The 20,291-nt window shown below is 46.0% G+C and carries 20 protein-coding genes; 10 read left to right on the top strand and 10 right to left on the bottom strand.

Annotated features, from left to right (window positions below; all coding sequences use genetic code 11):
* Positions 1-64: 64 nt before the first annotated feature.
* The 5 genes from NTX76_03250 to NTX76_03230 all read left to right on the top strand — a co-directional run bounded on the left by NTX76_03250 (position 65) and on the right by NTX76_03230 (position 6,464).
* On the top strand, positions 65-340 hold the full coding sequence (locus NTX76_03250; protein MCX7338285.1) for a hypothetical protein: 276 nt from the start codon (positions 65-67) through the stop codon (positions 338-340).
* Between the two features lie 109 nt (positions 341-449).
* Positions 450-1,544: a microcin C ABC transporter permease YejB gene (gene yejB, locus NTX76_03245; protein MCX7338284.1), complete on the top strand. Its 1,095-nt coding sequence runs from the start codon at positions 450-452 to the stop codon at positions 1,542-1,544.
* Positions 1,545-1,550: 6 nt separating this feature from the next.
* Positions 1,551-2,594, top strand: a complete 1,044-nt coding sequence (locus NTX76_03240; protein MCX7338283.1) for an ABC transporter permease — start codon at positions 1,551-1,553, stop codon at positions 2,592-2,594.
* Positions 2,591-4,216 (top strand): ABC transporter ATP-binding protein, encoded by a 1,626-nt coding sequence (locus NTX76_03235; protein ID MCX7338282.1) that lies wholly within the window; start codon positions 2,591-2,593, stop codon positions 4,214-4,216. The genes NTX76_03240 and NTX76_03235 overlap by 4 nt, the downstream gene beginning before the upstream one ends.
* 322 nt (positions 4,217-4,538) lie before the next feature.
* On the top strand, positions 4,539-6,464 hold the full coding sequence (locus NTX76_03230; protein ID MCX7338281.1) for a hypothetical protein: 1,926 nt from the start codon (positions 4,539-4,541) through the stop codon (positions 6,462-6,464).
* Positions 6,465-7,012: 548 nt separating this feature from the next.
* Here the strand turns inward: NTX76_03230 and lgt are convergent.
* The 8 genes from lgt to NTX76_03190 all read right to left on the bottom strand — a co-directional run bounded on the left by lgt (position 7,013) and on the right by NTX76_03190 (position 12,724).
* Positions 7,013-7,798, bottom strand: coding sequence for a prolipoprotein diacylglyceryl transferase (gene lgt, locus NTX76_03225; GenBank protein MCX7338280.1), 786 nt, complete (start codon positions 7,796-7,798; stop codon positions 7,013-7,015).
* A gap of 16 nt (positions 7,799-7,814) precedes the next feature.
* A complete protein-coding gene (gene tolB / locus NTX76_03220) occupies positions 7,815-9,137 on the bottom strand; it encodes a Tol-Pal system beta propeller repeat protein TolB (GenBank protein MCX7338279.1) in 1,323 nt (440 codons plus the stop codon).
* A 169-nt stretch (positions 9,138-9,306) separates the two neighbouring features.
* Complete coding sequence (locus NTX76_03215; GenBank protein ID MCX7338278.1) at positions 9,307-9,603, bottom strand: GIY-YIG nuclease family protein; 297 nt, start codon at positions 9,601-9,603, stop codon at positions 9,307-9,309.
* 86 nt (positions 9,604-9,689) lie between these two features.
* Positions 9,690-10,625: a hypothetical protein gene (locus tag NTX76_03210; protein ID MCX7338277.1), complete on the bottom strand. Its 936-nt coding sequence runs from the start codon at positions 10,623-10,625 to the stop codon at positions 9,690-9,692.
* 12 nt (positions 10,626-10,637) lie between these two features.
* A complete protein-coding gene (locus tag NTX76_03205; protein MCX7338276.1) occupies positions 10,638-11,132 on the bottom strand; it encodes a biopolymer transporter ExbD in 495 nt (164 codons plus the stop codon).
* A gap of 6 nt (positions 11,133-11,138) precedes the next feature.
* Positions 11,139-11,891, bottom strand: a complete 753-nt coding sequence (gene tolQ / locus NTX76_03200) for a protein TolQ (protein MCX7338275.1) — start codon at positions 11,889-11,891, stop codon at positions 11,139-11,141.
* 10 nt (positions 11,892-11,901) lie between these two features.
* The gene (locus NTX76_03195; protein ID MCX7338274.1) at positions 11,902-12,303 is read right to left on the bottom strand and encodes a YbgC/FadM family acyl-CoA thioesterase; all 402 of its coding nucleotides are present in this window, start codon (positions 12,301-12,303) and stop codon (positions 11,902-11,904) included.
* Entirely contained in the window at positions 12,296-12,724 is a 429-nt protein-coding gene (locus tag NTX76_03190) for a YbgC/FadM family acyl-CoA thioesterase (protein ID MCX7338273.1), read from the bottom strand. Before NTX76_03190 ends, NTX76_03195 begins: the two co-directional genes overlap by 8 nt.
* Here NTX76_03190 and NTX76_03185 point away from each other — a divergent pair.
* The 4 genes from NTX76_03185 to alaS all read left to right on the top strand — a co-directional run bounded on the left by NTX76_03185 (position 12,714) and on the right by alaS (position 17,684).
* Entirely contained in the window at positions 12,714-13,583 is an 870-nt protein-coding gene (locus NTX76_03185; protein MCX7338272.1) for a zinc ABC transporter substrate-binding protein, read from the top strand. The genes NTX76_03190 and NTX76_03185 overlap by 11 nt on opposite strands.
* Positions 13,573-14,124, top strand: a complete 552-nt coding sequence (locus NTX76_03180) for a hypothetical protein (protein MCX7338271.1) — start codon at positions 13,573-13,575, stop codon at positions 14,122-14,124. Before NTX76_03185 ends, NTX76_03180 begins: the two co-directional genes overlap by 11 nt.
* Positions 14,125-14,252: 128 nt before the next feature.
* Positions 14,253-14,873, top strand: coding sequence for a hypothetical protein (locus NTX76_03175; GenBank protein MCX7338270.1), 621 nt, complete (start codon positions 14,253-14,255; stop codon positions 14,871-14,873).
* 201 nt (positions 14,874-15,074) lie between these two features.
* On the top strand, positions 15,075-17,684 hold the full coding sequence (gene alaS / locus NTX76_03170; GenBank protein MCX7338269.1) for an alanine--tRNA ligase: 2,610 nt from the start codon (positions 15,075-15,077) through the stop codon (positions 17,682-17,684).
* 323 nt (positions 17,685-18,007) lie between these two features.
* Here the strand turns inward: alaS and NTX76_03165 are convergent, their stop codons facing one another.
* Complete coding sequence (locus NTX76_03165) at positions 18,008-18,439, bottom strand: hypothetical protein (protein MCX7338268.1); 432 nt, start codon at positions 18,437-18,439, stop codon at positions 18,008-18,010.
* Between the two features lie 232 nt (positions 18,440-18,671).
* On the opposite strand from NTX76_03165, the gene NTX76_03160 reads away from it, so the two are divergent.
* On the top strand, positions 18,672-19,313 hold the full coding sequence (locus NTX76_03160; GenBank protein MCX7338267.1) for an NAAT family transporter: 642 nt from the start codon (positions 18,672-18,674) through the stop codon (positions 19,311-19,313).
* Here the strand turns inward: NTX76_03160 and NTX76_03155 are convergent.
* Positions 19,291-20,253, bottom strand: a complete 963-nt coding sequence (locus NTX76_03155; GenBank protein MCX7338266.1) for a hypothetical protein — start codon at positions 20,251-20,253, stop codon at positions 19,291-19,293. The genes NTX76_03160 and NTX76_03155 overlap by 23 nt on opposite strands.
* Positions 20,254-20,291 lie beyond the last annotated feature (38 nt).

The raw sequence follows: 20,291 nt of genomic DNA, 5'->3' as shown, positions 1-20,291 counted from the left end.
CGCGCGTTTTTTTTGGAGCTCATCTTTACGATTTATTAATCTTATTAAGATAATCTAAAAGATAATGATACGTTTTGCCCGTGAGGTTACCATGCTTTTCCTTCGCCTATTTATGTTTATGGGACTATTTTGGGGCGCAGGCGACGCGTTTGCTGCTTCTGATGTTGATGTAAATCCGCCAGCAGAGGTCGCGGTTGACCCGATGCTGCTCCCTCCGCCCATGATTCGGCCCCCCTTGGTGCGCCAGAATGGGTATATCATTGAGCATGATGATGACGAGTCCGATGGCAATGACGATCTGTGGCCGGGTGCTATGAGCATAGATGACGGAGAGGAATAAATTTTCCAGTCATCCCGGGCATATTGTTCTATGAAAGATACGGCAATCTGATAAACTGACAATAAATGCGGCTAGATTGAGCCCATAATTCTTATTGTATCAGAGCGGTATGACTGACTATATTTTACGTCGTTTGTTGTTAATGATCCCGACCGTGTTTGGGATTTTGCTGGTTAATTTTGTCATTATCCAGGCGGCCCCGGGTGGACCAATACAGCAGATTATTGCAAAGGTTCGGGGGCAATCATCCGACGTGGACAGTCGCATCGGCGGGGCAGGGTCGGATACATTTGGACAAGATCAGTCTTTTCAACAAGAAAATTCTTACCGCGGATCCCAAGGGATAGACCCCGAGTTTATCAAGGAATTGGAAATTCAATTCGGCTTTGACAAACCTGCCCACGTTCGTTTTTTCAAAATGCTTGGAAATTATCTGACGCTTGATTTTGGCAAAAGCTATTTTAAGGACCAAAGTGTTGCATCATTGATTGCGGCAAAGATGCCGGTATCAATATCCCTTGGGTTATGGACAACACTGTTCGTTTATCTTTTTTCCATTCCATTGGGTGTTGCAAAAGCCGTTAGAAATGGCACACCGTTTGACATATGGACCAGCGTGGTTGTGATTATCGCCTATGCTGTCCCCAGCTTTTTGTTCGCCCTTTTCCTGATTATTATTTTTGCTGGCGGAAGCTTTTGGAGCATTTTCCCACTGAGGGGATTAACATCGGAAAACTGGGCTAACTTAAGCTTGTGTGGTAAAGCGCTGGATTATCTTTGGCATCTTGCATTGCCCATTACGGCGATGGTGATGTGTGGGTTTGCCAAATTAACATTGCTGACAAAGAATTCCTTTATGGAGGAAATCAATAAACAGTACGTGACAACTGCGCGGGCCAAGGGATTGGGTGCTACTCAGGTTCTTTATGGGCATGTTTTTCGGAATGCGATGCTGATCGTGATTGCGGGTTTTCCGGCGGCATTTATTCATATTTTATTTACGGCATCATTGTTGATCGAGGTTCTTTTTTCCCTAGATGGGCTGGGCCTTTTGGGGTTTGAGGCTGCCATGAACCGGGATTATCCTGTTATGTTTGGGACGTTGTATATGTTCACGATCCTTGGGATGGTGCTGCATTTGGTCGGTGATCTGATGTATACATTGGTTGATCGACGAATTGATCTAAGCTCGAGCCGGGGGTAAGAATACATGACGTTAAGCCCCCTAACACAGCGGCGATTACAGCAATTTAAAGCCAATAAACGCGGATATTGGTCATTTTGGATCTTTGTTGTTGTTTTCCTGCTAACGCTTGGCGCTGAATTTATTGCGAATGATAAGCCCCTGGTCGTATCGTATAATGGTCATTTTTATTATCCAACTTTTAACGCCTATCCCGAAACAACCTTTGGCGGCACATTTGAAACAGATACAAATTACAGGGATCCAACCATTCAGGGCATCATTTGTGAAAGTGGATGGATGATATTCCCCCCGATTGCGTTTGGGATTAACACCGTTAATTATAATTTGCCTGTACCGGCGCCAGCTCCGCCATCTCTGGAAAACTGGCTTGGGACAGATGATCAGGGGCGCGATGTTTTGGCCCGGCTGATTTATGGGTTTCGCGTGTCAATTTTATTTGGGTTGGTTTTGACATTTTCATCGGCCATCATCGGGATTATTGCGGGCGCAACACAGGGTTATTTTGGTGGAAAGGTTGATTTAATCTTTCAACGCGTTATAGAGGTTTGGAGCGGCCTTCCTGTCTTATATCTGTTAATTATCTTGTCCAGTATGATAGAACCGCATTTTTGGTGGCTTTTAGGGATCATGCTTTTGTTTAGTTGGATGGCCTTGGTTGGCGTTGTCAGGGCGGAGTTTTTTCGGGCACGCACCCTTGATTATGTTCGTGCAGCGGAGGCTTTGGGCGTTCCAACGTTTCGAATTATTGTTCGCCACATGTTCCCCAATGCGATGGTTGCAGTGATAACATATTTGCCTTTTATTTTGAATGGATCCATCACGACGCTGACGTCCCTTGATTTTCTTGGGTTTGGTTTGCCACCGGGGGCGGCGTCGTTGGGGGAATTATTGATACAGGGTAAAAACAATATCCATGCCCCCTGGTTGGGGTTGACGGCATTTTTCTCAATCTCTTTTTTGTTAAGCTTGTTGATTTTTATTGGGGAGGCCGTTCGTGATGCCTTTGACCCAAGACAACAGGGTGTTACGGGGCAAAGCATACTATGACATTGCTTGTTGTGGATAATTTGGGCGTTTCGTTTCGTCAGCTTGATCAAGATTCCCTGTTCCAGGAAAATGTCGCGGTTAAGGGGATTTCGTTTAGCCTGGGTCAGGGGGAAACTCTGGCGCTGGTTGGGGAAAGTGGGTCTGGAAAATCGGTAACGGCGCTGTCTGTTTTGGGATTATTGCCGTATCCAACAGCCTATCACCCCAGTGGATCGATCCAGTTTCAGGGAATGGAATTGTTGGGGCAGCCTGAATCGACCTTGCAAAAGGTTCGCGGCAAAGACATTGCCATGATTTTTCAGGAACCGATGACGGCGCTCAATCCATTGCATACAATTGAAACGCAAATTGGCGAACCGCTTGAAATTCATTTCGGGTTAACGCGAAAACAAACCCATGCGCGGGTTTTGGATCTTTTGAATTTGGTGGGGTTTGCAGATGGCGCTGATCGGTTAAAGGCCTATCCGCATCAACTTTCCGGGGGGCAACGTCAGCGTGTCATGATTGCGATGGCATTGGCGTGCGAACCTAAATTGCTGATTGCTGATGAACCGACAACGGCGCTGGACGTAACCATTCAAGCGAATATTCTTGGCCTGATTAAGTCATTGCAACGGCAATTCAACATGGCCCTTTTGTTGATCAGCCATGATCTGGGGATGGTTATGCGTATGTCCAATCGTATTGCCGTGATGAAGGCTGGGGAGATTGTCGAACAGGGAGAAACCCAGGCGGTTTTTGCCATGCCACAGCATCCTTATACGATTCATTTGTTGGATTCTGAACCCTCTGGGGTGCCGTCCCCATTGCCACCGCATGCCGATACGATTCTGGACGCAAAAGGGATTAAGGCTTATTTCAGGAAAAAGCAGCCATTTTTGTCATTTCAACCAGTTGAAGAATTGAGGGCAGTTGATGATGTCAGTTTGTCCCTTAAACGGGGAGAGACTTTGGGCATCGTTGGGGAAAGCGGATCCGGGAAAAGCACGCTGGCCTATGCGTTGCTTCGGCTGACGGAATTGCAAGGAGGGGCCATTCGATTTGACGGCATAACTGATTTGCATGCCTTGACAATGAAGCAATTGCGACCCTTTCGTCGGCACATACAAATTATTTTCCAGGATCCGTTTGGGTCTTTGAATCCGCGCCTGTCGATTGAACAGATTATTGCCGAGGGGCTGACCGTTCATAGTTCCCATCTGACGCCCGACAAAAGGGCGCGCATGGTCCTTGATATCCTAGAGGAGGTGGGGCTGAATCCCGATTGGCGACATCGATATCCACATGAATTTTCAGGGGGACAACGGCAACGAATTGCGATTGCGCGTGCCCTGGTTTTGCATCCAAAGTTGCTGGTGTTGGATGAGCCGACCTCAGCCCTGGATCGATCAATTCAGGCAGAGATTATTGATTTGTTGCGCAGCCTTCAGACCCGTCATCAGTTGAGTTATCTTTTTATTAGTCACGATTTAAAAGTGATCCGCGCCATGAGCCATCGGATTGCCGTGATGAAAGACGGTAAGATTGTCGAGGCCGGGGATGTGGAGAAAATTTTCTGTCATCCAGAAACGCCTTACACACAGACATTGATACAGTCAGCTTTTGATTTGACGCCGTTTTGATTGGTCTCGGTTTGGCGTGGGGGGCGAAATAGAGCCCGATGTAGTTTTCATCATGCTTGACCGGAGTATCTAAGGGAAAAATAGACATGGTTTAAAACTAGCGAACACTCTTCCTCCCAACAGATGGTCCTTTTTAAGGGCATTCGTTCACACGAGATGATCTGTGATGTATTGTCTCCACCGATACGGACACCAGAAGACTCATAAAACCTATAGAAATTTATGTTTCTGTGTGATATTTTCCTACTGTGTATAATAAACGCACAAATATTAAAGACTTATTTTTCTTCATATATAAAAATCGAACATAAGGAACGTTTAAGTGAAATTTTTGAAATTCTTCTCTATGCTGATCACAATTTTTGGCGCCAGGCTTTTGTGTGCGGCGCAGCCATTAGAAACTTGCAAGAATCCTTCTTTTGGCAATGTGCCTGTTTTGCAGCAAGATTGTGAGAACAAAGCATTGCATGCGGCTGCAAAAATAGTGGTGGGTATAGGGAAGCCGGAGTTTGAAGCGCAAATAAAACAGATTGGGCTTGATATACCGGATTTTGTATCGAACGCGTCGGATTCTGATATAGAGTCTATTGGAAAAACATTGGATGGATTAAAGACGTGCGCACAACATGCAGGGTTATTGATAAAAAGAATTGAAGAGGAAGAGAAAAAACAACGTATTACTGGCAATGCGACACTTCAGATAACTGATGTAAAAACCAAATTGGGGAGGTCCCTGGATAGTTCTGAGATTGGTCTGTGGACTATTGCAGGTAGCAAATTTAGCACATATTTTTGCGAGACTTGGCAAAAAAACCGTGCAGACGCAATAGAGGAATTGGCGCTAAAAACAGACACCGCAAATATGTCTGTTGGTGATTTTTTGTATGAATTTAGACATACCCTGGCGATGGATCGAAAAAAAATCCGCACTAAGGCACCATTATTAATGATTGATTACATACATCAATATTTGCTCAGCAATCATCATTATAATTATAATGCTGCAAAAAAACTTTTCGATTTGGCCTTAAGGGATGACCTTTATGAGGGTAAACTTAGTAGTGGCGATCGTGTTGAATTATTGTTCCGCCAAGGGAATGCAGAATTGGACAGATATTGCCAATATATCAATAATGACGTGCGGGGCTTGCTTGCTGATTTGTTAAATCGTATTAATGAAATTGACAGAATTTTTAAAGAACTCGGTGCAATACCTTTGGGTTTAGATGATGGGATTGGGAAAATTCGTCAGGAATTTGGCTTGGAGATTAATGCTGAGCGAATAAAACAACGGATACAATGTTGGCACGTTGCTGTGGATCGGTTAAGGGAAATGGGACTGCTTGATGCAGTGGCGGTAAAGGTTCAGATTGGCATTCAGGGTGATTCTCCTAAAGTTCAGATTGATATTCTGGAGGATGTTCAAACCATCAAGATTAATGCGATGATGTCAAGATTATCGTATGTCAAATCCGCACTTAATCAAACAACGCAATATGATGGTTCTGATACTGCAGACAATATGGCACGAATATTGGTGCAGCTAGGATTTATTGGTACATCCGAATACAAAAAACCATATAAAAAAATAAACAAGCAGCATGATTGGTTTGATTCTGACAACAAAATTATGGTGCGCATCAAGGAAGATGGGAAATATACAATTGAATTGTGCTATCTTGATGTATATGAAAGAAATGGAAACCAAGTACAATTAAAATTTAACGGTAATAAGCCCGTAATTTTCGATCAAGAAAATGCCGTCATAAAATACAACGCAGATGGGAAAATTGAGTACGTGCACCCATCGAGATGTGCAGAAGAATTCTTGAAGAATTGGTATGCATGCAGCAAGGGAGGAATCATGGATGGTATTATGAAAACATCTCATTATGAGAAAAAAAACGTCAAACTTGGTGAGGCGATTGGATTTCTAACTTTTCTACCAGAATATTTTAAAGAAGAATATGATGGAAAGGGGCCACATATTCTGAAGTCAGAATATAAAGATACCTATATTCCAATTAAGACGTCATCATTTGCATTGCCGACACCATGCAGTTCTAATGATTCATCATGTTCTTCTACCACAACAACCACATCTGGATCTGCGTTCTACAGTAATGATGCTGATGATATTGCTTTAGCTGTTGGTATTGATGAAAGCCTCAAACTTCCGGCATATGCATATGATCCAACTAAAGCTGCAACAGCGGCTGTTTCGATTAATGGGTCTTCTTACATATAGGCCTAAAAGTTTCGCTTATCCAAGAAGTATTTTTTGTGGGGTAACGAAGCCTCAGGCCCTCGCGTTTATTAGGGGGCCAAACAAGAACAATGGCATTTGGTTAGTATGAAATTCACATCAGACAACACCCACCCCCGTCGTCCCGCGACTTGACCACGGGATGATGGGGGTGTTCTTTGGGCGACAAATTAGCAAATAATAGATAACCTGATACCATTGTCAATAAATCTTCATGAGTTTGAAGTGATTTCTGGATTGCTTTGTCGGGCTGCGCCCTCCGCGCAATGACGTCGTCATGGCGAGCCGACGAAGGCGGCGTGGTCATCCAGGAAACTCATAATAATTTATGAAAATGGCATGAGTCCGACGTAAGAAAGACCGGAAATGCCCAAATTACCCAGGACAATCCTGGGTTGCTGCGTCGCTACGGCTCCTTGCAATTGACGTCGCGGCGTGCAGGGCAAAGCCCGACAAAGCAACTCAGATTCCAAGACATCAGGCCCAATAAGGCTTTTGATAGAGGCTCCTGCTCTTACGTCAAGCTCGGGTTAATCCGTTTTGCGACTGACTAAAAAAAGCCCACCGATGACCAGGGGGATGGACAAAAGTTGCCCCGTTGTCAGCAGGATCATGCCAACAGAATGGATTCCGTCTGGTTCTTTCACGTATTCAACCAAAAATCGGACGATGCCGTATCCCAGTAAAAATAATCCACTGATGCGTCCGGGTTTTTGCAATAAATTCGTCCATCGGCACAGGCAAAATAACAAAATCCATAATAAAAACCCTTCTAGAGCGGCCTCGTACAGTTGGGTTGGATGACGGGGGATGTGGCCACCTTGGGGGAATTCAACGGCCCAGGGAACAGTTGTGATGGTTCCATAAAGTTCGCCGTTAATAAAATTGGCGACCCGGCCGAATCCAATCCCGATGGGGGCTGCAGCGCACACGATGTCGGTAAACTGTAACGGCGGGACGCGATGTTTGGCGCAGTAAAATACTGTTGCCGTCATGACTCCCAGCAATCCGCCATGAAATGACATCCCACCGCGCCAGGTCATGAGTATCTCCAGGGGGTGGTGGATATAGTACGGTAAGTCGTAAAAAATGACATGTCCCAGACGCCCGCCAACGACAATTCCGATGATGATCCAGGTGATGAAGGTGTCAAAGGTTTTGACATCGAGGCTGGGTAAATAATTCTTAATCAGATGTGCTGCGTATTTCCATCCCAGAACAATCCCAACGACATAGGCAACGCCGTACCAATGAACCTTGAGCGGGCCCATGTGAAGCAGGACAGGGTCAATATTCGGAAAGGCAAAAGACATCATGATTGGAAAAACTTCCTTACTTTATGGATGGGGACCACGAGCAATCCGACGCGTGTGTGTCTGGTGGCGTAATGGCGCGTTGATGGCGCCCCGTTAGATCCATCATGTAAACCTGGCTTCTGCCGGCCCCTTGTTCCTTTGTAAAGATTAAATAGCGACCGTTTGGTGCCCAGTCTGCCCCTTCGACCAAATAGCCTTGGGCGATCAGGCGTTCATCTGTTCCATCGGGTTTGATCACGCCAATATAGAATTGACCGGCAACTTGTTTTGTAAAGGCGATCCAGTCTCCGCGGGGTGACCAAACAGGTTGGGAATATTTCCCATCCCCATAACTGATGCGACGGACGTTTTGCCCCTGATGATTCATCACGTAAAGCTGTTCTTTTCCGCCACGATCAGATGTAAAGACGATTTGTTGGCCATCTGGCGAAAAACAAGGGGATGTATCGATTGAAACATGGTCCGTCAGGCGCGTTAATTTTTTGGTTTGCAGGTTTTGTGCGTAAATGGCACTGCTCCCCTTTTTGACCAGGCTCATGACGACTTCGGTGCTGTCGGCTGAAAAGCGTGGGGCAAAGCTCATCCCGAATCCCATTTGACCAAAATCATTGACCAGCGTGCTGTGGCGTGATGCCAAATCCAGCATATAAACATGGGCTTTGCCATCGACATAGGCCAGGTAAACGATCTTTTTTCCATCGGCGGAATACCGTGGTGTTAGCACCAAATATTTTCCATCTGTCAGCGATTCCATGCCATCGCCATCCTGGTCAACGCGCATGATTTGTTTGCGGCGTTCTTTGCTTTTGGGGTTGAGGAGTTTTGCAAAGGCGATCTGTGTGCAAAAATAACCGGCTTCATTGGTAACGCGGGTATAGATTTCGTCAGCCACTTTGTGGGCAATTTTTCGCCATTTGCTTTGTTCACCGCTGACGGCCAAGGCTAGTAATTTTTCACCCTTGATCACGTCGTACAGGCGAAATTCTATGGTGATTTTATTACCGCCGTCGCTTTTGATCGATCCCGCCACCAAAAAACGTGCACTAATAACGCGCCAGTCCGCGAATCGGGGGCCATCCTTGATGACGGATTCATCTTTTTGGATATAGGATACCTTGGAAAGCAGGGCGAATAAACCCGATCCTTCGAGGTCCGATCCAACCACGTCGGCAATGCTTTTCCCCTCGCTTTGCAGGCTGGAATCCTCCGCATGAAAGTCCGTAATGGCAATGGGGTCGGGTCTGACTTCGCCTTTTGTGATTTCGATTTTCAGCGCGTGACAGGTGGTTGCGCACAGGGTGATGATAAGGCACAGGGTGACGAGGGTAATTTTTCTCATTTATTAAATGTCCTTCTCGGCAATGTTTTTTTAAATATTGGATGGCCACGCCGCCTTCGTCGGCTCGCCATGACTAAAATACACTAATTTGACAGGAAAAATCCGACGTCATGGCGAGCCGACGAAGGCGGCGTCATGGCGAGCCGACGAAGGCGGCGTGGCCATCCAGTCAGGGGGAGAGCGTCTCGTACAAATCATCCCACCCGGGGTTCAATGTTTCTATTAGTGCAATTTTCTTTGCTCTGGGGCCTGCTTGAATTTGTTTTTCTCTTAAAATAGCTTGCTCCATAGTGTCTGATGCTTCGTAGTAAACGCAGAGATGACATCCATATTTTTTCGTGAATCCATCAATTATTCCTGTCTTGTGTTGATATATACGTTGGATTAAATTCGACGTAACTCCTGTATATAATGTGCCATTCTTTTTGTTTGTCATAATGTATACTGCAGGATTCTTTGTGTACATTTTATTCCCTGGATGGCCACGCCGCCTTCGTCGGCTCGCCATGACTATACTAATCAATATTTAAAGTTGTGGCAATAATTTTTAAGTTAAAACATGTTTTTTGGATTAAAGCTTAATTCTAGATCTTTCCATTGTTCGTATTTTTCTTTTGACAGCGGTAACGGGTTGCAGTTTGGATCAAGAACGGCGCGTTGCGCATTTTCGGCGGCGGTCCTGAATGCTGTATCCTGGTTTGCGCGTGCTTTATCGACAATATCTGCTTTTGTGACGGTGCCATCCTTTGCAATTTCCATGCGGATATCAACGACCATGTCCTTGGCTCCTTTGACCCCGGCTGGCACAATCCAACATTTGCGGATTTTTTGGCGAATCGCATCAATTTCCGTTGCGGTCACAACAGGCCCAACAGTTTCTGCGGGCGCCCCATGATCGGCAGAGGAATCCGAATCGTTGCTGACTTTTTTCAATAAATCATCCAGTGCATTGGCTGGTTTCTTGTCCTTTTTTAAATTGATTTGCGCCTTGTCATTTGCTGCTTTTTCAGTCTTTTTGGGCTTGTCTTTTTTCTTTGGATCCGCTTTTTTGTCATCTTTTGGATCGGGTTTCTTGTCGGGCTTCTTCGGTGGCTCTGGTTTCTTTTCGGGTTTCTTTTCTGGTTCCTTTTTCGGAATTGGCGCGGGTTCTGGTTTTGGTTCGGGTTCCGGTTCTTTGACCGGTTCGACCTTTTCAGCTGGTTTTTCTTGCAGTGGTTCTGGCTTTTTTGGCAAGACTTCCTCTGTCTGCTCGGTAGGTGTTTCAGGCTTTTTTGGTTCTGGTTCCGGCTCTTTTTTTGTCGGCTCTTTTAGTTCTTTGTTGGCGGGGGATAATTTTGGCGCCGCTGATTTTTCGCCTATTTGAACGAACTCAATTAATAATGGGTGTTGATCCGTGATTGTTTTTTCAAATGGATTTTTCATCCCTATGGCAAATAAAGTCACAAGAAGGATATGGAAAACCAACGATGCAATAGCAGCATTTTTCATGGGATATAAGTACTAATTTCTTTTTAGAGATTTACTCTCGGTGTCTTTTTGTGAAACTTTCTTGGTCGGCATCGCCTTGGTTGACATTTCTGCAATCAATGAAACTTTGGAAAATCCACCAGCTGCAATCGCCCCCATAATTTCCATAACCTGTCCGTATGCCAGTTTTTTGTCACCCTGAACATAAATTTTGGCATCCGGATTATTTCCCGTAACGGCAATCAATTTGCCAACCAATTCATCAATGGGTAATTCTGTTTCCTGCAAAAAAGTTCGCCCGGTAGCATCGACGGAAACGATCAATGGATCTGCCTGATCATCCATTTGAGCGGCATGCGTTTTTGGCAAGTCCACCGGAACACCCACCATGACTATGGGGGCCGTTACCATAAAAATCACCAACAACACCAACATCACATCCACCAACGGGGTAATGTTGATATCGCTGCTTGGTTTAAATGTGCGACGCTGACGCCCACGTCCGCCGGAATTTTGATTAATTTGCATCAGTGTTTACGCGTGCTCTTCTAGTTGTCGTGATATAATGCTGCCAAATTCACTTGTGAAGGCATCCAATCGATTCGCATACCGATTGAGGTCTGTTGAGATTTTGTTATACGCAATTGCTGCTGGAATACTGGCGACAAGGCCGATCGCTGTTGCGAACAAAGCTTCTGCCATGCCGGGACCAACAACGGCGAGGCTCGCGCTGTGCTGTCCGGCAATGGCTTCAAAACTATCAATAATACCAAGGACCGTCCCGAACAATCCAATAGTAACACCGCTGGTCCCAAGGGATGCCAAAAATCCCATATGGCGCTCCAGTAAATCCATTTCACGGCTGACTGTTAGCTGCATGACGCGGTCGATGCGTTGTTCAAGGGTTCCGCGTTCTGCTGTGCGGATGATCCCCTTGGAAATGGACCGACGCCATTCTTTCATGGCTGTGCAAAAAACGGCTGACAGGGGATCCTGGGGGCGGCCCTGAATCCGATCATAAAGATCATCCAGCGCGCCGCCTGACCAAAATGCATCCTCGAACTGATCGGCGGCTGTATTGAGCTGCCGCACCTTGTAAAGTTTGTGTAAAATAATTGTCCAGGACCAAATTGATGCAATGATCAATCCCATCATCACCAGCTTAATGACAGGGCTAGCCCCCCAGAACAGGTCCCACATGGACATCCCATGGACAACGGGGGCCACAATATTTTGCCCTGTGACTGAAAGTTGTGTTGCGGCAGCTTGTAAAGTTGAGTGATCCATAAATACCTTATTATTCCGATAGGAGAGAGTTTACAATGACGGATGGAATCCGGACGGGCTTTCGTTCTGTCAAATTAATGCACGCTAAAACTATATCTGCTTTTACCAGAACTTGGCCATCCATTACAATAGATTGTTTTATTTTAAGTCGTGCGCCTGTTATTTCGGTGATTTCTGTATAGATAGACACGATGTCACCAAATCGGGCAGGGCCATAATAATCAACGGTACATTTCCGCATCACAAGCATGATTTTATGCTCTGCAATCAGCTGGGCATGGTCAATCCCTTTGTCATGCAGAACCATCGTTCGGGCACGTTCCATGTATTTCATGTAATTGGCAAAATAAACAATTCCGCCGGCGTCTGTGTCTTCGAGGAAAACTCGGATCTCATAGGGCTCATTAATCATGTGGGGAAACCTCCTGTTGTGTTAAGGCTTTTGCAAAAACAGCCGGCATCCGAACGGGTTTTCTGTTTTTCAGGCTAATGCTGACTACGCCTACGGTTGCAGTTACCAGGACGGTGCTATCCCTGACAATCGAATGTTTTATTTTGAGGCGTGCCCCAACTGCGTCAGTTATTTCAGAATATATGGTTAATTTATCGCCCAAAAGACCTGGGTTGTGATAAGAAAGGGAAACTTCATTAACGAAAAATGTAATCCCCTCGTCCTTCATGAGCTGGAAAAAATCAATCCCAAAATGGTACAGTGTCATTGTTCGTGCACGTTCCATGTATTTGAGGTAGTTTGAATGATAAACAACCCCACTGCTGTCTGTGTCTTCGATAAATATTTGCATTTCATAGGGATAGTTAGACGTGTTACGCATTCGATTTTTCTTTGTTTTTTTTATGGTTTGTTTTTTTACGGCAAAACCACAGGCATCCCAACCCATAAAAATTGTTGTAAGCTTTTCTATTCTAAAAGATATTGCCCAGGAAATCACTAAGGGATTGCCCGGGATTACAATTTTTTCCATTGTTCCGCCAAAATGTGATCCGCATACCTATCAACCAACACCAAACGATTCCAGGGCCATTGCTGAATCGGATATCATTTTACTGAATGGGCTTAATTTTGAACCGGGAATTACCCGGATGATTCAGTGTGCTGAATCAAAGGCGCGCGTTAGTCATGTGACCAAGGAAATAAAGCCCCGGCCCGATTTAGGCGATCCCCATGCTTGGCATGATGTGAGAAACGCGATTCTTTATGTCAAGGAAATCACCGCGACGCTGTGTGCGCATGATCCGTCACGATCAGCGCAGTATAAAAAGAATGCAGAAGAGTATAGTCGGCAATTGGATTCGCTTCATCATTGGGTTGGGGAACAATTCCGCGCCATTCCGGTTGCCATGCGATATGTTGTCACCACGCATGATGCATTTTGGTATTTTGGAAAGGCATATGATATTCAGTTCTTATCCCCCGTTGGCATTAGTACAGAAGCAGAAGCATCAGCATCCACCGTTGCGCAGATTATCGATTTTATACGCGCAAAAAATGTTAAGGCAGTCTTTGTTGAAAATCTTGCCAATTCTAAATTATTGGAACAAATTGCCCAGGAAACAGGACGGGCTGTGCGGGGGATTCTTTATGCCGATTCCCTGTCGGAGGCGGGCGGTAATGCGGACACGTACATTAAAATGATTCGGCATAATGTTGGGGTGATGCGCGATGCATTTTGATCATAACTTTCTTGTCGCATCGGCGTGGGATCTTTTGGAACAACGGGGGCTGAACGGATTAAGTGCCGATTCTTTGTCGCAACTGTCGGGGATTCCCCTGACGGATGTGCTTGGGCTTTGTCCGACACCCGTATCCATTCTTTTGCTGCTATGGAACGATATCGAAGAAAAAGCCGCGACACAACCAGCGCATAATCTGTCTGTTCATGATTATTTATTTGAATCCCTGATGAATCATTTGGATCAGGCGCTTTCCCATAAGGTTGCTATCAATCGTGTATTGGATGAGCTGCTTTTGTCGCCGTGCTGGGTTGTGGATCTAAAGCCACAAGCACTGAAATGGTCCAGGTCTGTGTTGATGAATGCCAATGCGGATTTGGGTGGCTTGTTGGGGGAAATCAAGCCGTTTGTTTTTGGTGTATTTTGTCTTTATGTCCTTAAAGTTTGGGGGGCGGATCAGACGCTTGATCACAGTGAAACAATGGCCAAGCTTGATCTGGGGCTAAGGAAACTGGAGGAATGGCAATCATGGTGTTGGTGACTGGCTGCTCCTGAAAATATCCACAAACTTTCTTATTATCGCTATCCGCATTCCTTGACAGATGAATGGCTATTTGTTTCCATTATTATAGAGCCTTTTATTTAATTATTTTTTTTGGATGGTGGGATATGCGTACAAGTTATGGTTTTTTGTTTTTAGTAGCGGGATTTTTTGTTGTTTCTGTTGGTGCGGGGCATAGTAGCGATAATTCATGGGAAGCGTATCGTGATGATTATAGTGATGACTATTATGACTATAAGGGGCGACATAGACAGAATTACATGAACAAACTGGATAAGAAACGCAAATTACATGAAAAACATGAGCAAAAAAATCCCATCACTGCTGAGATTGATGTGACCGTCGATAGTGAGCAAGATATAAGTTTTCGTGTTCATCCTGCTCAATTACTGCAAAGACAAAAAAATACCAAGGGCGGAAGACACCTCAAGGAAGAATTATCGATCACTATTACATTGGCTGATGGCAGTCGTTATGCATTTGACGCCAGGGAGGGTGGCGCTATCGTGAATCCATTTTCCTTTACCTCTCATGGAAATAAAAAGAAGAACCGTATTCAGATACATCTGGAAGACAAAACAAGTGGTGGGCACATTCTTGGGGCAGGTAAAAACCGAAGGAAATTTGCAGAAACAAAAATCGAACGATTTTCTGAGGTTGAAAACTATGCGCTTGAAATGGAATATGATAGTCTTTACAAAAGATTTTTGCCTAAGGTCTGTTCTTGAACCCTGCAAGATCACCCTCCCGTCATCCCGCGACTTGATCGTAGGGTCCATGTATTCCGTTGTGGATCCCGTGGTCAAGCCACGGGATGACGGGGGATATCTTGTGTGATGACGGGGCGTGGTTTTGTGTGATGTGGGGTTTAAGGATAGAGCCTAAATTATACGCACAATTAAGTAGATGACAACCAATCGAGGAGCCCAATGAATACGCCAAACAAACAGAACCAAACACTGGCGGATATCCGTCGTACGTTTATCGACTTTTTTGTGAAGAATGGGCATGAAAACGTCAGTTCCAGCCCATTGGTGCCACAGAATGACCCAACGTTGCTATTTACCAATGCGGGGATGGTTCAGTTCAAGGATGTATTCACGGGCAAAGAAAGGCGGCCCTATAACCGCGCGGTAACATCCCAGAAATGTCTTCGGGCGGGGGGGAAGCACAACGATTTGGATAATGTTGGCTATACTGCGCGGCATCATACGTTTTTTGAAATGCTGGGTAATTTTTCTTTTGGTGATTATTTCAAGGAACAAGCCATTGCGTATGCGTGGGATCTGGTCACAAAGGAACTATGTTTGGATCCAAAGCGGTTGCTTGTGACTGTGTACGCAGATGATACGGAGGCTGCAACCCTTTGGCGGAAAATTGCCGGGTTCAGTGATGACCGTATTATTCGTATTGCCACGTCCGATAACTTTTGGTCGATGGGTGATACGGGGCCGTGCGGTCCGTGTTCGGAAATTTTTTATGACCATGGGGATGGCGTTGCTGGGGGCCCTCCTGGATCGGCGGACCAGGATGGGGATCGTTTTGTTGAGATTTGGAACCTTGTGTTCATGCAGTTTGATCAGCAAGCCGATGGATCGCGTATGTCGTTGCCCAATCCGTCAATTGATACCGGCATGGGGTTGGAACGTGTCGCTGCGGTATTGCAGGGGGTTCACAACAATTACGATACGGATTTGTTTCGGGAAATTATTGCGGCCATTGTTGATTTAACGGGGCAATCGCGTCCGGAAAGCCGCCATTCATATAATGTGATCGCGGATCATTTGCGGGCCAGTTGTTTTTTGATGGCCGATGGGGTTTTACCATCCAACGATGGGCGGGGGTATGTGTTGCGTCGTATTATGCGCCGCGGTATGCGTCATGCCCATTTGTTGGGCGCGCGGGATCCGCTGTTTTGGCAATTGGTGCCTACGCTGATTCGGTTGATGGGCGATGCCTATCCTGAACTTTTGCGGGCCCAGGCTTTGATCCAGCAAACATTAAAGCAAGAAGAGGAAAAATTCCATCAAACCCTGGATCGTGGATTAAAGCTGCTGAATGAATCGACGGTCAGTTTGCCGCAGGGGGCACCGCTTTCGGGAGAGGTCGCGTTTAAGTTGTATGATACGTATGGTTTCCCGCTTGATTTGACCCAGGATGTTTTAAAGGCCGAGGGGCGATTGGTTGATGTTGATGGGTTTCAGGACAGCATGAATCAACAAAAAGCACAGGCCCGATCTGGTTGGGTTGGGTCCGGCGATGCGATGCAGGATAAGGTTTGGTTTGATCTGAAAGAAAAATTGGGGGCAACTGAATTTTTAGGATATGCCACGTTGCAAGCCGAGGGTGTCATCACGGCGATCCTGGGGCAGGCTGATCAAACGATTTTGGACGAGGCTGGCGTTGGCGCGACTGTTATGATTGTGACCAATCAGACTCCGTTTTATGCGGAATCAGGGGGGCAAGCTGGCGATCAGGGGGTTTTGGAAACGGATTCTGGTGCCATGGTAAGGGTTAGCAACACGCAAAAAAAGGTCGGGTCGCTTTTTGTTCATGTGGGCTATGTTATGGCGGGTTCGGTACATCTGGGGGATGCGGTTACGTTGAGGGTTGATTCTGAAAATCGTCGATTAATTGCGGCCAACCATTCGGCCACGCATTTGCTGCATGCGGCATTGCGGCAGATTTTGGGACAGCATGTTGCCCAAAAAGGATCGCTTGTGTCAGCGGACCGGTTGCGTTTCGATTTTACGCATCCAAGGGCTGTTACTGCTGACGAATTAAAGGCTGTTCAGGATCTGGTTAATGGCGCGATACGCACTGCGTTGCCGGCGCAAACACGATTAATGACACCCGATCAGGCCGTAGCCGAGGGAGCCATGGCCCTGTTTGGGGAACGATATGGTGACGAGGTTCGCGTTGTGAGTATGGGTGATTTTTCGGTGGAGCTTTGTGGTGGGACCCATGTCCAAAATACGGGCGACATTGGGTTGTACATGGTTGTGTCGGAAAATGGCGTATCGTCGGGCGTGCGCCGGATAGAGGCGATCACCGGAACGGCCATCATTGAGTTGCTAAATCAGACCCAAGGTTCTTTGTTGCTGGAACGCGATAATGCGAAAAAGCAAGTGACCGATTTGCAAAAACAAGTGGCGGATTTAAAGCGGTCATTGGCGTTAAAACCGGCGGGGACTGCGGCGGAACAATCCGTGACGACCCTTGGGGCTTATCGGGCGGCGATTCGGCATTTGACGGGTGTGGCTGCGCGTGATTTAAAGGCTGTGGTTGATGACCTGAAAAAGGAAATTCAGTCTGGAATTGTGATCGTCACCAGCGTGTGTGATGACAAGGTATCGCTGGTCGTTGGGGTGACGGATGATTTGACCGATCGTATCAGCGCCGTTGATTTGGCCCGAATTGGCGCCGAAACCCTGGGTGGAAAAGGCGGCGGCGGGCGTCCCGATTTGGCGCAGGCTGGGGGCAATGATTTGGGGGCTATTTCCCGGTTGATACGGGTGTTTCAAAAATTCGTCGGATAGGTGTGTGTACCTCTTCCCGATCATTTTTCAGGGAAACACCCCATTGTCAATCCTCGGGCTTGACCCGAGGATCTCCTAATGCCATTTTCAAAAATGATTAGTGAGTTTCCTGGATGGCCACGCCACCTTCGTCGGCTCGCCATGACGACGTCATTGCGCGGAGGGCGAAGCCCCGACAAAGCAATCCAGAAAGCATCCCGAACTCATGAAGATTTATTGAAAATGGTATAAGTAAAATACATAGATTTTCGTGTCAAGCACGAGAATGACAATAGAGTTGTGTTGGGGAAAATTATTGGGAATGATCTATAGGGTCACGGGGGCTATCCGTTGACTTCTTGAATAAAGGAAATCGGCATCAGCATCGGCATGTTTGTCGAATAGAGTTGTCGGGCATAGGGCGTTGACAGATCGACGGGTATGGGATTGTTATCGGATTGGGTATCGTCGTCTTCCTCGTTTGTGTTGCCTTCGGTATTGTTTTCATCCTTCTTTTGGGCAGGCACATTTTGCATGGGAAGAGTGCTATAATGAACGACTCGCTTTATTTTAACGGGAAGTTGTTTTGCCCTGACTGAATCACCAACCATGGCTTCTTTTACGGACCGATCTCCGTTCGAGGGGGTCATTGCAATGGATGCCTTGTGGTCAGATTTTCCCTGATAAAATGAATTTTCTGTGTCAGCAGCCGTTTCTGCCAATACTGCGGTTATCCCAATGCTTAAAAATAGGACATATATTCCCTTGCTTTTCATGTCCAATCCCCTTATTTGATACTCTGTTCTAGATATAAATATATCATCCGAAAGGTTAATAAATAGTTTACAGGGATAATTATTTTGCGTATTCAGGATTTATAAAATGATTACAAGGCCGATCATTGTATACGATTTTTGTGCGAGATCTGTTTTCTATTATTGCTTTGCCATTTATGCCAGTCTATAGTAAGTATTATGACTTTTTATATATTTGTATTGACGCGATATTATGAATGAATTTCTTTGGCAAACGTTTATAACGCTGTTTGTTGTTATTGATCCCTTTGCGATTGTGCCTGTTTTTATATCTTTGACGTGCTCTGATAAAAAGGAGGTTAAGGTCAAAACGGCTAAGAAAGCCTGCTTTATCAGCCTTGTTCTGCTGCTGTCGTTTGCTTTTTTGGGGGAAAAACTTCTTGATGTGATGAATATATCAGAATCCGCCTTTCGTATTGCCTGGGGATTTTTGTTATTTTTGGCGGCCCTTGATATGGTTATTTCCCAAAACACAGGAATGCGTGCGCCGACTGGCGATGAAACAAAGGAAGCCGCCCAACGTGACGACATCAGTGTATTTCCGTTGGCCATTCCCTTGATTGCGGGGCCTGGTGCGCTAACGTCCACGGTTGTTCTGATGCGCCAAGCAGAAGGGGTGAGCCTTCTAGCCCAGACCAGCGTTGTTGCGCTGTTGGTGATCGTCTTGCTGATTGTCTATATCTGTCTTAGGGCCGGGGATCCCATTATGCGCATTCTGGGTGTGACGGGGACGAACGTTTTGACGCGTGTTTTTGGTATTATTTTATCGGCCCTTGCGGTTCAAAGTATGCTGACGGGTATAACGATGGCGATTAAAGCAGCATGCGCTCCCTAGGGGCTGCCTCAACACTAACGGGGTGATTTTCGATCTGAGGGGCGGCCTTTCGTATCCAGATTCTTTTGTCTTTAAAGCTAATGTACAGTTGATGGTGCTTTAAAAAATCGCACCCAAGAATCAAATGAACATCCGGCTTTGGAAAATGTTTATGTATGACCGTCAGTGGATCCAAAAGCAACTTTCCAATCTGTAATCCTGTAAGGATAATTTTTTGGGCGAATTCCCGTCGGTGATGGTGATCGGAAAAAATGGATGGGTCCTGTATCAACAATGAACGACTGGCCCCTGTATCCAAAATGGCTTGAACTGTGGATCCCTCTAATTTTAAGGGAAATTCAATCCCGCTGGCTGTGACTGTGAATGGAATTTCGGTCCAGTCCGCCATCCCTGTTGGTGAAAAGGATGGCGGATAAAGACGGAGATCATTTTTTGAAAAATCAAGGAACAGGGTATAGTGTTTTAAAAGGCGCAACCCAATATAGGCTGGCTTTAGACCCAGCGAATCATAGGGTTTTTGACCCATTGTGAATCCCCATTCCTTGAATTCCTGAATGGATGTTTTTATTGGGGCGTTGACCCCAAGGGTAAGAAAGGCATCGTATTCTGGGGATGCATGAGCCATCCCGCCTAATCCAAAGAATCGTGTTACCTTGCCATTCGGGTGGGCACCCAGTCTTTCTATGTCTTGTTTGGGCAAGCAGACCCTAAGGAAATTAGCCCCCGTATCGACATAGGCCAGCATAGTTTCCCCGTTAATGCCAATATTAACCAGGGGCAGGCCATAATCCGGATGAAAGGTAACGGGCAATGAATTGTCCGACGAGGTGTTCTGGCAGCCGGATAGTGCCAGGGCAAGAATAAGAAGAAGTGCATGCATTTGTGATTGTTTTCCTTTTGTCATAAGGACCAGGCCCGTTAATCGTATGATAAAATCCATGATGTGGGGTGTGCCTTTCTGGTTGGGGGTTTGAGGGT

The organism is Alphaproteobacteria bacterium (genome assembly GCA_026400645.1).
Lineage (GTDB): Bacteria > Pseudomonadota > Alphaproteobacteria > Paracaedibacterales > CAIULA01 > JAPLOP01.
Note: the sequence above shows the minus strand (reverse complement) of the source record. Positions and strands in the feature narration are given on the sequence as shown.

Excerpts from the sequence above, each read along its gene's own strand:
- NTX76_03190 (MCX7338273.1), bottom strand. The coding sequence starts at position 12,724 with ATGCGTAACACGTCTAACTATCCCTATGAAATGCAAATATTTATCGAA.
- tolQ (MCX7338275.1), bottom strand. The coding sequence starts at position 11,891 with ATGGATCACTCAACTTTACAAGCTGCCGCAACACAACTTTCAGTCACA.
- yejB (MCX7338284.1), top strand. The coding sequence starts at position 450 with ATGACTGACTATATTTTACGTCGTTTGTTGTTAATGATCCCGACCGTG.
- NTX76_03240 (MCX7338283.1), top strand. The coding sequence starts at position 1,551 with ATGACGTTAAGCCCCCTAACACAGCGGCGATTACAGCAATTTAAAGCC.
- NTX76_03155 (MCX7338266.1), bottom strand. The coding sequence starts at position 20,253 with ATGGATTTTATCATACGATTAACGGGCCTGGTCCTTATGACAAAAGGA.
- NTX76_03175 (MCX7338270.1), top strand. The coding sequence starts at position 14,253 with ATGCGTACAAGTTATGGTTTTTTGTTTTTAGTAGCGGGATTTTTTGTT.
- NTX76_03215 (MCX7338278.1), bottom strand. The coding sequence starts at position 9,603 with ATGTACACAAAGAATCCTGCAGTATACATTATGACAAACAAAAAGAAT.
- alaS (MCX7338269.1), top strand. The coding sequence starts at position 15,075 with ATGAATACGCCAAACAAACAGAACCAAACACTGGCGGATATCCGTCGT.
- NTX76_03165 (MCX7338268.1), bottom strand. The coding sequence starts at position 18,439 with ATGAAAAGCAAGGGAATATATGTCCTATTTTTAAGCATTGGGATAACC.
- NTX76_03160 (MCX7338267.1), top strand. The coding sequence starts at position 18,672 with ATGAATGAATTTCTTTGGCAAACGTTTATAACGCTGTTTGTTGTTATT.
- lgt (MCX7338280.1), bottom strand. The coding sequence starts at position 7,798 with ATGATGTCTTTTGCCTTTCCGAATATTGACCCTGTCCTGCTTCACATG.
- tolB (MCX7338279.1), bottom strand. The coding sequence starts at position 9,137 with ATGAGAAAAATTACCCTCGTCACCCTGTGCCTTATCATCACCCTGTGC.
- NTX76_03250 (MCX7338285.1), top strand. The coding sequence starts at position 65 with ATGATACGTTTTGCCCGTGAGGTTACCATGCTTTTCCTTCGCCTATTT.
- NTX76_03210 (MCX7338277.1), bottom strand. The coding sequence starts at position 10,625 with ATGAAAAATGCTGCTATTGCATCGTTGGTTTTCCATATCCTTCTTGTG.
- NTX76_03235 (MCX7338282.1), top strand. The coding sequence starts at position 2,591 with ATGACATTGCTTGTTGTGGATAATTTGGGCGTTTCGTTTCGTCAGCTT.
- NTX76_03205 (MCX7338276.1), bottom strand. The coding sequence starts at position 11,132 with ATGCAAATTAATCAAAATTCCGGCGGACGTGGGCGTCAGCGTCGCACA.
- NTX76_03180 (MCX7338271.1), top strand. The coding sequence starts at position 13,573 with ATGCATTTTGATCATAACTTTCTTGTCGCATCGGCGTGGGATCTTTTG.
- NTX76_03195 (MCX7338274.1), bottom strand. The coding sequence starts at position 12,303 with ATGATTAATGAGCCCTATGAGATCCGAGTTTTCCTCGAAGACACAGAC.